Below are 13,502 nucleotides of genomic sequence, written 5' to 3' on the forward strand. Positions count from 1 at the left end.
GACGATGACGACGGGGCAGTCCGGAGCGAACGCTCCGGACCGCACTCGTGGGCGCTCGCCGCCCATGCGCCCGCGACGACGGGCGGCCTACGAAGCACACGAAACAGCAGTCAAATCCCGCCCTACAAAGCCCCGGGAGGACTAGCAAAGCCTCGAATGAAACAGTCAAAAAGCACCCGCATCACCCTCGAACCAGCAACACCACAGCATGCAGCACCACCCCTATCAACCCGCCCACCAAGGTGCCATTGAACCGGATGTACTGCAGATCCTTCCCCACGCTCAGTTCAAGCTCATCCACCAGATGCCGCTCATCCCAATTCTTCACCGTGCGCGAAATATGCTCCGTGACCCCGCTACGTAAACGCCCCGTCAGCCTCCGCGCCCCGCCCAGCACGTGATTGTTGATCGCCTCCCGCAGCCCCGGATCTTCCCCCAGCTTGCGCCCCAAGGCCAGCAAGGCGCTCTCCAGATGCCGCGCCAGCGCCGAATCCTCCGATGACAGATCGCGCCGCAACGCCGCATGGATATCGTCCCACAGCCCCTGCACATACTCCTGCACCTTCGGATGATCGATCGCCCGCTGCTTCAAGGCCTCCACCTGCGCCGACAACGCCGGATCATCCCTCAGCCGTCGGATGTAATCCTGCACCCAGGCCTCATAATCCCGCCGCACCGGATGCCCAGGCTCGGACAGCACGTCCCGCAGTTCCTCCACCAGCGCCCGCGCCAGCCGGTCCGCCAGATTGTCGGCAATCCCGTCCACCGACTTGACCACGTCCACCGCCGCAATGATGCGCGGCCATTCCTTCTTCGCGAACTTCACCAGCAGGCTCGAGGCCCGCGCCTTCACGTCCTCGTCGCCCAGATAGCCGCCCAGCCGCTCCAGCGCAGCGTCCAACAGCTCCTGGTGCCGCCCGTCGCGCGTCAGCAGCCCTAGCACCTCGCCCGCCGTGTCCGCCGCGTCCCAGCGCCGCAGATTCTTCACCACGAACTCCTGGATCACCCCGCGCACCGCCCGCTCGTCCAGCAGGTCCAGCGTCTGCAAGGCCACATTGCGCGCCCCCTCGCTCAAGGCCCGCGCCTGCCGCGGACGCCCCAGCCAGCGCGCAAGCCGCGCCGCGGGATCGAACACCCGCAGCTTCTCCATCAGCGTGTCCGGGTCCAGGAAATGGTCGCGCACGAACACCGCCAAGTTGTCGCCGATGCGGTCCTTGTTGCTGGGAATGATGGCCGTGTGCGGGATCGGCAATCCCATCGGCCGGCGGAACAGCGCCACCACCGCGAACCAATCGGCCAGCGCGCCCACCGTGGCCGCTTCGCAGAACGCCCGCACCCAGGCCCAGGCGCCCTGCCCGCCCATGACGTGGCTGGTGATGAAGCCGCAGACCATCGCCACCAGCAGCGCCAGCGCGGCGATCTTCATGCGCCGCAACTGCGTGCGGCGCGCTTCGGAAGCCAGCGCGGAATGCGTGGCGGCGGAACGGGGCATCTCTGTCATGGGGTCTCCGGAAACGACAGACCCAGCATAACAATTGCGGCCCGCAGGCGTGTCAGCCCAGCGGCTGCAGCATGTTGAACAGCAGCACCATGACCAGCCCCACCACCGACACGATGGACTGCACCACCGAGATGGTCTTGGTCGCTTCGCCCATGGTCATGCCGAAGGACTCCTTCACCATCCAGAAGCCCGCGTGATTGGCGTAGTTGAAGAACAGCGAACCGCAGCCGATGGCCAGCGCCAAGAGCGGCAGGTTCAGGCCGGGATCGGCGCCCGCCAGCGGCGCCAGCAGGCCCGCCGCGCCCACGATGCCGACCGTGGCCGACCCCGTGGACACCGACAGCAGCATGGCGATCAGCCAGCCCAGCGCCAGCGGCGGCAGCGAAAACTGATGCGTCAGCTGCACGATGGCATCGCCCACCTTGGCGCTGGTCAACACCTGCTGGAACGCGCCGCCGCCCGCGATGATCAACATGATGCCGGCGATGGGCTTGAGGCTCTTGCCCATGGCATCGCGCAGTTTTTCCGCGTCGCCGCCGCGCATCAGCACCAGGGTGAATGCGGCGAACAGCACGCCCAGCAGCATCGCGACCATCGGGTCGCCCAGGAACGCCGCCACGTGCATGGCGCGGGAATCCTTGGGCAGCAGCATCTCCGCGCCCGCGTGCACCAGCATCAGCAAGGCGGGCAGCAAGGCCGCCAGCACCCCCAGGCCCGCGCTCGGCGCATTGGGGCCGGCGGCATCCTGGCGGGTCGTGGTGAACTGTTCCAGCAGCGCCTCGTCCGGACGCGTCGTCATGCGCCGCGAAATGAAAGCGCCATACAAGGGACCGCCGAAGACCATGGCCGGCAGCGCCGCGATGAAGCCGTAAATCATCGTCGGCCCCACCGTGGTCTTGAGCGTGGCGATCGCCGTCAGCGGCCCCGGATGCGGCGGCACCATGCCGTGCATCGCCGCCAGCGCCGATATCACCGGCACGCCCACGTACACGTAGGCCGAGCCCTTGAAGCGCTCCTGGCTTTCCAGCTTGCGCGCCACGCTGAAGATCAGCGGCAGCATCACCACCAGGCCGACTTCGAAGAACATCGGTATGCCGATGACGAAAGCCACCAGGGTCATGGCCCAGGGAATCATGCGAGGCGAGGTATGGTTCAGGATGGCATTGGCCAGGCGTTCGGTCGTGCCCGAATCCGCCAGGATCTTGCCCAGCATCGCGCCCAGCGCGATCACCACACCCACCGCTCCCAGTGTCTTGCCCGCGCCATTGCTCAGGTTCTTGACAATGGCCACCGGCTCCATGCCGGTGGCGAAACCCACGCCGATGGAAACGATCAATAGCGCCAGCAACGGATGCATGCGGATGCGCGAAACGATCAGCGCAACCAGCACCAGCACGCTTGCCAGCGCGGTAAGAAGCAATTGGACGTCGGAGGAAGACATGGACGGGCCTGGGAAAAAATGGGCGCGGCCCCGCGGCCGTTTGCCGTAAAGAACAGGAATTTTATGCCTGCCAAGCTGAACGCCCAGTCAGGAACGCCGCGCCTCCCGGCCCTGTACAGCCCTCCACGGACCGGCGCCGCTAGCCCGCCGCCTCCAGCAATCCCGGCTTGCCTTCGTGCGCGGCCTGGGCGCGTTCCAGGATGAATTCGATGATCATCGAGATCGCCCGCGGGTGGTGGCGGTTGGGCATGTACAGCATATACATGCCGCGCCCGAAGATGCTCAGCCGCCACTGAGGCAGCGCGGCCACCAGGTCGCCGCGCGCGATGTCGTCGTGCACCACGTAATCCGGCACCACGCCCACGCCCAGCCCCGCCAGGGTCGCATCGCGCAGGAAGGCGTAGTTGCGCGAAATCACGGTCGGCTCCAGCACCACGTGCTGCCGCGGCTGGCCGCCGTAGTAGGCGGAAAGCCGCAAGGGGCGGCCGATGACCGCGGCGCTGATGGTGGGCGTGCGCGCCAGCTCTTCCGGATGCTGCGGCAGGCCCCGGGCGGCGACATAGTCCCGCGAGGCGCAGGCCACGTAGCGGACCTGGCCCAGCTCGCGCGCCACCAGGTTCTGCGGCGGCTCGGACATGATGCGCACCGCGATGTCGACCTCGTCGCGCAGCAGGTCATCGACACTGTTCTCGAACAGCACGTCCAGCACGATGTCCGGATAGGTCCGCTTGAACTCCAGCAGCCAGGGCGTCATCACGAACTGCCCGTAGCCGCTGGGCACGCTCAGCCTGACCTTGCCCTGCGGCGTCTTGCCAAGGGTCTCGACGGATTCACGCGCCGCCGCGAGTTCGTCCTGGATGCTGCGGCCGTGGCGATACAGCTTCAGTCCGATTTCAGTCGGTTCCACATGCCTGGTGGTGCGGCGCACCAACTGCATGCCGACCGAGCGTTCCAGCTGATTCAGGTGGTAGCTGACATTGGCGCGCGTCATCTTCAAACGGCGCGCGGCCTCGCTGAGATTGCCCGCGTCCAGGATTTCCACCAGCAAGGTCAGGGATTTGGTGTCCATTCGGGCCTCCACGCCACCGCAATTCACCCCGGCATTGTCAAATTTTTTTGACCTCAATGTCAATTATCGATGCCATTGTCAAGACTTCTTTACTGCGAAAGAATGAGCCCATAAAAGACGGGCCGTTCCTGGTCCGCCCGGCCGGGCCCTGGCGGCCGCCCCAAGCGGCGTCGCAGCGGCAAGCCTCATCGGAGACACTGTCCATGACAGACAGCGCAAGCACCGGCGCGGCCAGCGCGCGCCGCTACGACGACATCCTTGTCGTCACCATCGACCATCCCCCCGTCAATGCCCTGAGCGCCGCCGTGCGCCGCAATCTGGCCGCGGCCGTGCGCGACGCCCAGGCCGATCCGCAAGTACGCGCCATCCTGCTGATGGGCGCGGGCAAGAACTTCATCGCCGGCGCCGACATCCGCGAATTCGGCAAGCCGCCGCAGCCGCCCATCCTGCCCGACGTCTGCAACCTGATCGAAGCCAGCGCCAAGCCGGTCGTGGCCGTGCTGCACGGCGCGGCGCTGGGCGGCGGACTGGAAGTGGCGCTGGCCGCGCACTACCGCGTCGCACTGGGCGGGGCCAAGCTGGGCCTGCCTGAAGTGAACCTGGGCCTGCTGCCCGGCGCCGGCGGCACCCAGCGCGCGCCGCGCCTCATGGGCGCGCAGGCCGCGCTGGACTTGATGCTGACCGGCAAGCACCTCTCCGCCGGCGCCGCCCTGGAAGCCGGATTGGTGGACGCGCTGTCCAGCGAAACCGATCCCCTGGACGCGGGCCTGGCCTATACCCGGCAATTGCTGGCGATCGGCGCCGGTCCGCGCCGCACCCGCGACGCCGGCGCGCTCGCCGACCGGGCCGCCGCGTTGGCCCAGGTCGAGGCAGCGGCCGAACGCGTGGCCCGGACCACCCGCGGACTGTACTCGCCCGGCAAGATCGTCGAGGCCGTGCGCGCCGCCATCGAGCAGCCTTTCGAGGACGGCCTGCGCACCGAACGCGCGCTGTTCCTGCAATGCCTGGACAGCCCGCAGCGGGCGGGCCTGGTGCATGCCTTCTTCGCCGAACGCGATACGGCCAAGATGCCGGGACAGCAGCCCGCCCGGGCGCGCCGGCTGGAGCGCATCGGCATCGTCGGCGGCGGCACCATGGGCGCTGGCATCGCCGTTTCGGCGCTGGACGCCGGCTTTCCCGTGACCATGGTCGAACAGGACGAGGCCGCGCTGGAACGGGGCCGCGCCCGCGTGGCGCAGGTCTACGAGCTGCTGGTCCAGAAAGGCCGGATCAGCGCCGACGAGCGCGACGCCCGCATGGCGCGCTACACCGGTTCGACCCGCTACGAGGCGCTGGACGACGCCGATCTCATCATCGAAGCCGTGTTCGAGGACATGACGGTCAAGCAGGCCGTGTTCGCGCAGCTGGACCGCGTGGCCAAGCCCGGCGCGGTGCTGGCCACCAATACCTCGTACCTGGACGTCAACCTCATCGCCGCCGCCACGCGCGGCCCCGCCGACGTGCTGGGCCTGCACTTCTTTTCGCCGGCCAACATCATGAAGCTGCTGGAAGTCGTGGTGGGCGAGCACACCGCGCCCGACACCGTAGCCACCGGCTTCGAACTGGCCCGGCGCCTGCGCAAGATCCCGGTGCGCGCGGGCGTGTGCGACGGCTTCATCGGCAACCGCATCCTGGCCGTGCACCGCCAGGCGGCCGACATGATGATGGAGGACGGCGCCTCGCCCTACCAGATCGACGCCGCCGTGCGCGCCTTCGGCTACCCCATGGGCCCCTATCAGATGGCGGACCTGGCCGGCGGCGACATCGGCTGGGCCACGCGCAAGCGCCGCGCGCCCACGCGCGATCCGGCGCTGCGCTACGTGCAGATCCCCGACCGGCTGTGCGAACGCGGCTGGTTCGGCCAGAAGACGGGCCGCGGCTTCTACCTCTACCCCGATGGCGCGCGCCAAGGCGAACAAGACCCCGAAGTCCTCGCCATCATCGACGCCGAACGTACGCGCGCCGGCGTCGCGCCGCGCGCCTACACCCAAGAGGACATCCAGCGCCGCTACCTGGCCGCGATGATCAACGAAGCGGCCAACGTGCTGCACCAGGGCATCGCCCAGCGCCCGTCCGACATCGACGTGGTGTTCCTGTCCGGCTACGGCTTTCCGCGCCATCGCGGCGGCCCCATGCACTACGCCGACAGCGTGGGACTGGAGCGCGTGCTGGCGGATATCCGCGGCTACGCGCAGGAAGACCCCGCCTTCTGGAAGCCCTCGCCCCTGCTGGTGCAGTTGGCTGAATCCGGCCGCAATTTCGCCAGCCTGAACCAGACCGCCTGACCCGCACTCCACACAGGAACACGCCATGCGCGAAGCCGTCATCGTCTCCACCGCCCGCACCCCCATCACCAAGGCGGGGCGCGGCGAATTCAACCTTATCGCCGGCCCCACTCTGGCCGCGCACGCGGTGCGCGCCGCCGTCGACCGGGCCGGCATAGACCCCGCCCTGATCGAAGATGCCTTCATCGGCTGCGGCTATCCGGAAGGCGCCACCGGCCGCAATATCGGCCGCCAGGCCGTGGTCCGCGCCGGCCTGCCGGTCAGCGTGGGCGGCGCCACCGTCAACCGCTATTGCGCCTCCGGCCTGCAGGCCATCGCCTCGGCCGCGAGCCGCATCGTCATGGACGGCGCGCCCGCCATGATCGCGGGCGGCGTGGAACTGGTCTCGCAGATCCGCACCCGCGACGACGGCGTGAGCGGCATGGATCCGTGGATCGTCGCCAACAAGCCCGAGCTCTACCTGCCCATGATCGAAACCGCCGACATCGTGGCGGCCCGCTACGGCATCAGCCGCGAAGCCCAGGACCATTTCGCCGCGCAAAGCCAGGCGCGCACCGAAGCCGCCCAGGCCGCGGGACGGTATCTGGAAGAGATCATCCCCGTCACCACGACCATGTCCGTCACCGATCGCGCCACCGGCGCCGTCAGCGAACGCGAAGTCACCGTGGACCGCGACACCTGCAACCGCCCCGGCACCACCTACGAAGCCCTGGCCTCGCTGGCGCCGGTGCGCGGCGCGGGCCAGTTCGTCACGGCGGGCAATGCCTCGCAGTTGTCCGACGGCGCCGCCGCCTGCGTGCTGATGGAAGCCTCCGAGGCCCAGCGCGCCGGCATCCAGCCGCTGGGCGCGTTCCGCGGACTGGCGATTGCCGGCTGCGAACCCGACGAGATGGGCATAGGCCCGGTCTACGCCGTGCCCAAGCTGCTGGCGCGCCACGGCCTCAAGGTGCAGGACATCGACCTCTGGGAACTGAACGAGGCCTTTGCCTCGCAAGCCCTGTATTGCCAGCAGAAGCTGGGCATCCCGATGGACCGCCTGAACGTGGACGGCGGCGCCATCGCCCTGGGCCACCCCTTCGGCGTCACCGGCGCCCGCCTGGCTGGCCACGTGCTCATCGAAGGCCGCCGCCGCGGCGCCCGCTATGCCGTCGTCACGATGTGCGTGGGCGGCGGCATGGGCGCGGCCGGCCTGTTTGAAATCTACTGAGGATCCCCCATGGACCTGGAATTCACCCCCGAAGAAAACGCCTTCCGCGACGAAGTGCGGGCCTTTCTCGCCAGCAAGCTGCCCGAGCGCCTGTCCGCCAAGGTCGCGCAGGGAAAGCTGCTGACGCGCGCCGACATGGTCGAGTGGCACGCCATCCTCAACCGCCAGGGCTGGCTCGCCAGCCACTGGCCAATGGAATACGGCGGTACCGGCTGGAGCGCCGTGCAGAAGTACATCTTCGAAAACGAATGCGCGCTGGCCGGCGCGCCGCGCATCGTGCCCTTCGGCCTGAGCATGCTGGGCCCGGTGCTGATCAAGTACGGCAGCGAGGCACAGCGGTGCCACTGGCTGCCGCGCATCCTGGACGGTTCCGACTGGTGGTGCCAGGGCTACTCCGAACCCGGCGCGGGCTCGGACCTGGCCTCCGTCAAGACCACCGCCGTGCGCGACGGCGACAGCTACGTCGTCAACGGCCAGAAAACCTGGACCACGCTGGGCCAGTACGCCAACATGATCTTCTGCCTGGTGCGCACCTCGCAGGAAGGCCGGCGCCAGGAAGGCATCAGCTTCCTGCTGATCGACATGACGAGCCCCGGCGTGGAAGTGCGCCCCATCATCACGCTGGACGGCGAACACGAAGTCAACGAGGTGTTCTTCTCCGACGTGCGGGTGCCTGCGGCCAACCTGGTGGGCGAGGAAAACCGCGGCTGGACCTGCGCCAAATACCTGCTGACCTACGAACGCACCAACATCGCCGGCGTCGGGCAATCCACGGCAGCGCTGGAACGCCTGAAGACGGTGGCCGCAAGACTACGCAAGAACGGACGTCCGCTATCGGAAGACCCGGACTTCGCCGCGCGGCTGGCGCGCGTCGAGATCGAGCTGGCCAATATGCGCACCACCAACCTGCGAGTGGTCGCGGCGGTTGCCGGCGGCGGCGCGCCCGGCGCCGAAAGCTCGATGCTGAAGATCCGCGGCACCCAGATCCGCCAGGAAATCAGCGCGCTGAACCGCCGCGCCATGGGGCCTTACGCCCGTCCCTTCGTACCCGAGGCGCTGCACGACGGCTACGACGCGCCGCCCATCGGCCCCGAGGGCGCCGAGAGCGCGGCAGCGCAGTACTTCAACAACCGCAAGCTGTCGATCTTCGGCGGCTCCAATGAAATCCAGAAGAACATCATCTCCAAGATGATCCTCGGACTGTAAGGGCCGGCCATGAATTTTGAACACACCGAAGACCGGCGCATGCTCTCCGACATGCTGCGCCGCTTTGTCGCCGAACAGAGCGACTTCGCCACGCGCGACCGCAACGCCCGCTCGGAGCGGGGCTACAGCCTGGAACTGTGGCAGCGCTACGCCGAACTGGGCGCCATCGGCGCGCTGTTTGCCGAAACAGATGGCGGGCTGGGCGGAAGCGGCTTCGACATTTCCGTCGTGTTCGAGGCGCTGGGCCGCGGCCTGGCCGTCGAACCGCTGCTGGACGCGCTCATGGTCGGCAGCGCCATCGCCGCCGCCGGCACGCCAGCCCAACGCGAAGCCCTCGAAGGCCTGATCGCGGGCGCCATCACCGCCGCGCTGGCCCACGCCGAGCCCGGCTCCGGCTATGAACTGGCGCACGTCGAAACCCGCGCCGAGCGCAGCGCGGACGGCTGGGTGCTCAACGGCGCCAAGGCCGTGGTCGCGGCGGGCGAACACGCCGACCTGTTCCTGATCCCGGCCCGCAGCGCGGGCGGTCCGGACGACGAAGTCGGCATCAGCCTGTTCCTGGTCAGCGCCGGCACGCCCGGCCTGAAGGTGCGCGGCTATGGCCTGATCGACGGCGGCCGCGCGGCCGAACTGGTGCTCGACGGCGTACAGCTTGCGCCAGATGCCCTGCTGGGCGAGGCCGGCGCAGGCTACCCGCTGCTGGAACGCGCCGCCGGCCGCGGCATCCTGGCGCTGTGCGCCGAAGCCGTGGGCGCCATGGACTGCGCCCGCGACGCCACCCTGGAATACCTGCGCACGCGCCGCCAGTTCGGCGCGCCCATCGGCAGCTTCCAGGCGCTGCAACACCGCATGGCCGACGTGCTGCTGGAAATCGAACAGGCGCGCTCCGCCGTGATCAACGCCGCGGCCGCGCTGGACCACCCGGACCGCGCCACCCGCGAACGCGCGCTGTCCGCCGCCAAATTCACCATCGGCCGCATCGGCACGCTGGTGGCCGAGGAAAGCATCCAGCTGCACGGCGGCATCGGCATGACCTGGGAGCTGCCGCTGGCGCACTACGCCAAGCGCCTGGTCATGATCGACCACCAGTTGGGCGACGAAGACCATCACCTGCGGCGCTACATCGCGCTGGGGCAGGCCTGAGCGGAGGACCACGCCATGACCCAGGTCCATGCCGCCCCGCCCATCTCGCCGCCTTTCGCCGCCCCATTCCCCGTGCGCAGCGCCGCGGACGTACAGCGGCTGCAGGCCCGCCCGCTGACCGAGACGCTCACGGTGCGCAGCACCTACGAGATCTTCCGCAACTCGGCCGCGGCCTTCGGCGACAAGACCGCGCTGACCTTTCTGCGCAGCGCCGACCCCGGCGACGCGCCGGTGCGCTGGAGCTACCGCGAACTGCTGGCCGGCATCCACCAGACCGCCAACCTGCTGCATGAACTGGGCGTGGGCCCGGGCGACGCCGTCGGCATCCTGCTGCCCGGCTGTCTGGAGTACCACCTGGCGCTCTGGGGCGGCGAGGCCGCCGGCATCGTCCAGCCTTTGAACCCCCTGCTGGCTGAGGACAAGCTCGCCTCCCTGATGACCACGGCGCGCGCCAAGGTGCTGATCGCCTATGGGTCCGACGTGGAATGCGGCTCCTGGTCCAAGGCGCTGCGCCTGCGCGAACGCGTGCCCACGTTGCACACGCTGCTGCGCGTGGCGCCCTTGGACGAGCCGCCCTCGGCGCGCCCGGCGCTGCCCGGGCATGCGCTGGATTTCAACGCTGCGCGCACCGCGCAGCCGGCCGACCGCCTGGTCAGCAACCGCGACATCCATGCCGGCGACGTGGCCGCCTATTTCCATACCGGCGGCACCACCGGCGCGCCCAAGCTCGCCATCCACACGCACGCCAACCAGGTCTTCAGCGCCTGGGCCGCGGTGCAATTGCAGAACGCCGGACCGGACGACGTGGTCATCAACGGCTACCCGCTGTTCCATGTGGCGGGCGTGCTGCCGGCATCCCTGGCCGCCTTGTCGGCGGGGGTCGAGACCGTCATCCCCACCACCCTGCTGCTGCGCAACCGTGACGTGCTGCGCAACTACTGGCGCCTGGTCGAACACCACCGCGCCACCTCGCTGCAAGGCGTGCCGACCATACTCGCGGCGCTGGCCGAGGTGCCGCTGGCCGACGCCGACATCTCGTCGCTGCGCTATTGCCGCACCGGCGCCGCGCCCTTGCCCGCCGAGCTGGCCGCGCGCTTCAAGCGCCTGTTCGGGCTGCACGTCAACGAAAGCCTGGGCATGACGGAGATGGCGGGCATTTCCACCATCTCGCCGCCAGGCTGCGAGTTTCCGGTGGGTTGCGTCGGCTTTCCGCTGCCCTACGTGCAGGTACGCATCGTCGGGCTGGACGTGCCGGCTGGCGCGCCCGCGCGCGACCTGCCCACCGGCACGCCCGGCATGGTGCTGTTCAAGGCGCCCAACGTGATCCCGGGCTTTCTGGACGCCGAAGACACAGCGCGTGCTTTCACCGACGACGGCTGGCTGATCAGCGGCGACGTCGGCTATCTGGACGAAGCCGGCCGCCTGCATCTGCAGGGCCGCGCCAAGGACCTGATCATCCGCAGCGGCCACAACATCGATCCCAAGACCATCGAGGATGCGCTCGCCTCGCACCCGTCGGTGCAGCTCTGCGCCGCGGTCGGCGCCCCCGACGCCTATGCCGGCGAGCTCCCCATCGCCTTCGTCACGCTGGCCGAGGGCGCGCGAGTCGAGGAAGCCGAACTGCTGGCCTACGCCGCCGAACACGTGGACGAAAGCCCGGCGCGGCCCAAGCGCGTCATCGTGCTGGACAACATGCCCATGACCAACGTGGGCAAGATCTACAAGCCCGATCTGCGCCGCCTGGCCACCGCCGTGTCGGCGCAGGCCGTGGTGGCGCGCACCCTGCAGGACGCTGGCCTGATCGACGACGGCGCGCTGTTCCGGGTCGAGCCCGACGCGCAGCCCGATATCGCAGTCCTGGCCGACGCCCGCGCGCCCGCGGCGCTGAAAGCCAGCCTGCGCGACGCGCTGGCCCGCCTGCCGGTCAAAGTCGTCCTGCGCGACTGAGCAGTCCCCCTCCCACACACAACAACACCCCAGGAGACAAACCCATGACCCACCAGCCCCTGCGGCGCGCCTGCCTCGGCGCCGCACTGCTCTCGATCGCCGGCGCCGCCCTGCCATTCGCCGCCGCGGCGCAAGGCGCCTATCCGTCCAAGCCCATCACGCTGATCGTGCCCTTCCCGGCCGGCGGCTCCACCGATCGCCACATGCGCATCGTGGCGCAGGACGCCTCCAAGTACCTGGGCCAGCCCGTCATCGTCGAAAACCGGCCCGGCGCCGGCGGCACCCTGGGTCCGGCCACCATGGCCAAGACCGCCAAGCCCGACGGCTACACCATTACCCTGTACACCCTGGCCATGCTGCGCATGCCGTACATGCAGAAGAGCAGCTGGGACCCCATCAACGATTTCACCTTCATCCTGGGTCTGTCCGGCTACACCTTCGGCTTCACCGTCCGCTCCGACTCGCCGTACAAGACCTTCAACGAATACATCGAGGCGGCGCGCAAGGCGCCCGGCACCATCGACTACGGCTCCACCGGCATCGGCTCATCGCCGCACCTGCTGATCGAGGAAGTCGCCATCAATGCCAAGGTGAAGCTGAACCACGTGCCGTTCAAGGGCAACGCCGACATGCAGCAGGCGCTGCTGGGCGGCCACGTCATGGCGCAGAGCGACGCCACCGGCTGGGACCAGTTCGTGGATTCCGGCAAGATGCGCCTGCTGGTCACCTTCGGCGAAAAGCGCACCACGCGCTGGCCCGACGTGCCTACCGCCCAGGAGTTGGGCTACAAGGTCGTGTCCACCTCGCCCTACGGCCTGGCGGGCCCCAAGGGCATGGACCCGGCAGTCGTGAAGACCCTGCACGACGCCTTCAAGAAGGCGCTGTTCGATCCGGCCAGCCTGGACGTCATGAAGCAGCTGAACCAGGAACCCGCCTACCGCAACAGCCAGGACTACAAGGAATGGGCGCAGGCCACCTACGTCAAGGAAAAAGGCCTGATCGAATACCTGGGCTTGATGGCGAAGTAGTAATAAGGGCGGCAGCGCCTTCAGCGCAGCGCCGCAACCTCGACTGATCTGGCGCCGCTGGCTTCCACCAGCTCGGGGTCGTGGCTGGCAAACAGCACCACCCGATCCTGCGCCCAGATCTTGAACTGTTCGGCCAGCACGCCGCGCGCCTGCGCATCCAGGCCGTTGCTGGCCCCATCCGCAATGATGACGGCCGGGTCGCCCAGGGCGGCGGCAGTCAGGTAGACCTTGCGCCGCGTGCCCGTGGACATCTGCTCGAAGCGCTTGTCCAGATGCGGCTCCAGCCCCAGCCGGAACGCCAGGTCCAGCACGCTGTCGGCCAGCGGCACATTTTTCTCCGCCGCAACCTGCTCCAGCAATCCGCGCCCCGTCTGCGCGGGCAGCGCCATGCAATTGTCGGGCACATAGGCCAAGCGGGACCGGGCTTGCGCCGGTGCCTGGGTCAGCGCGTGTCCGTCGATCCAGACCTCTCCCGCATCCGGCGCGATCACGCCCGCAATGATGCCCAGCAGCGTGGACTTGCCGGTGCTGTCTTCTTCGCATAACGCCACGCATCCGGGCGTGAACGTATGGGTCAGCCCCTGGAAGACGAGATGGTCGCCGTAGCGCTTGCCGAGATTGTCGATTCGTAGCATG

Annotated in this window: 10 protein-coding genes; 6 read left to right on the forward strand and 4 right to left on the reverse strand. The window is 68.6% G+C overall.

Features of this window, described 5'->3' with window-relative positions; all coding sequences use genetic code 11:
- Window positions 1-181: 181 nt before the first annotated feature.
- The 3 genes from N5C88_RS30245 to N5C88_RS30255 form a co-directional block, all read right to left on the reverse strand.
- Window positions 182-1,492: a DUF445 domain-containing protein gene (locus N5C88_RS30245; protein ID WP_059373636.1), complete on the reverse strand. Its 1,311-nt coding sequence runs from the start codon at window positions 1,490-1,492 to the stop codon at window positions 182-184.
- A 61-nt stretch (window positions 1,493-1,553) separates the two neighbouring features.
- A complete protein-coding gene (locus N5C88_RS30250) occupies window positions 1,554-2,942 on the reverse strand; it encodes a gluconate:H+ symporter (protein WP_280016825.1) in 1,389 nt (462 codons plus the stop codon).
- 139 nt (window positions 2,943-3,081) lie between these two features.
- Complete coding sequence (locus N5C88_RS30255; protein WP_059373077.1) at window positions 3,082-4,011, reverse strand: LysR family transcriptional regulator; 930 nt, start codon at window positions 4,009-4,011, stop codon at window positions 3,082-3,084.
- A 203-nt stretch (window positions 4,012-4,214) separates the two neighbouring features.
- Here N5C88_RS30255 and N5C88_RS30260 point away from each other — a divergent pair, with 203 nt between their 5' ends.
- From N5C88_RS30260 to N5C88_RS30285, 6 genes are read left to right on the forward strand one after another with little or no spacing between them, the layout of a single operon-like run.
- Window positions 4,215-6,335, forward strand: coding sequence for a 3-hydroxyacyl-CoA dehydrogenase NAD-binding domain-containing protein (locus tag N5C88_RS30260; protein WP_280016827.1), 2,121 nt, complete (start codon window positions 4,215-4,217; stop codon window positions 6,333-6,335).
- A gap of 25 nt (window positions 6,336-6,360) precedes the next feature.
- A complete protein-coding gene (locus N5C88_RS30265) occupies window positions 6,361-7,542 on the forward strand; it encodes an acetyl-CoA C-acyltransferase (protein ID WP_059373081.1) in 1,182 nt (393 codons plus the stop codon).
- A 9-nt stretch (window positions 7,543-7,551) separates the two neighbouring features.
- On the forward strand, window positions 7,552-8,748 hold the full coding sequence (locus tag N5C88_RS30270) for an acyl-CoA dehydrogenase family protein (protein WP_059373083.1): 1,197 nt from the start codon (window positions 7,552-7,554) through the stop codon (window positions 8,746-8,748).
- Window positions 8,749-8,757: 9 nt separating this feature from the next.
- Complete coding sequence (locus N5C88_RS30275) at window positions 8,758-9,891, forward strand: acyl-CoA dehydrogenase family protein (protein WP_280016830.1); 1,134 nt, start codon at window positions 8,758-8,760, stop codon at window positions 9,889-9,891.
- A gap of 15 nt (window positions 9,892-9,906) precedes the next feature.
- Window positions 9,907-11,838 carry an acyl-CoA synthetase gene (locus N5C88_RS30280; protein ID WP_280016831.1) on the forward strand — a complete coding sequence of 644 codons (1,932 nt, stop codon included), beginning with the start codon at window positions 9,907-9,909 and terminating at the stop codon, window positions 11,836-11,838.
- A gap of 44 nt (window positions 11,839-11,882) precedes the next feature.
- Window positions 11,883-12,866 (forward strand): tripartite tricarboxylate transporter substrate binding protein, encoded by a 984-nt coding sequence (locus N5C88_RS30285; protein WP_059373090.1) that lies wholly within the window; start codon window positions 11,883-11,885, stop codon window positions 12,864-12,866.
- 20 nt (window positions 12,867-12,886) lie between these two features.
- On the opposite strand, the gene N5C88_RS30290 is transcribed toward N5C88_RS30285, so the two are convergent.
- Window positions 12,887-13,501: an ATP-binding cassette domain-containing protein gene (locus N5C88_RS30290; RefSeq protein WP_118933278.1), complete on the reverse strand. Its 615-nt coding sequence runs from the start codon at window positions 13,499-13,501 to the stop codon at window positions 12,887-12,889.
- Between the last annotated feature and the right edge of the window lies 1 nt (window position 13,502).

This window comes from Achromobacter sp. GD03932 (genome assembly GCF_029839485.1).
Taxonomy (GTDB): domain Bacteria; phylum Pseudomonadota; class Gammaproteobacteria; order Burkholderiales; family Burkholderiaceae_B; genus Achromobacter; species Achromobacter bronchisepticus_A.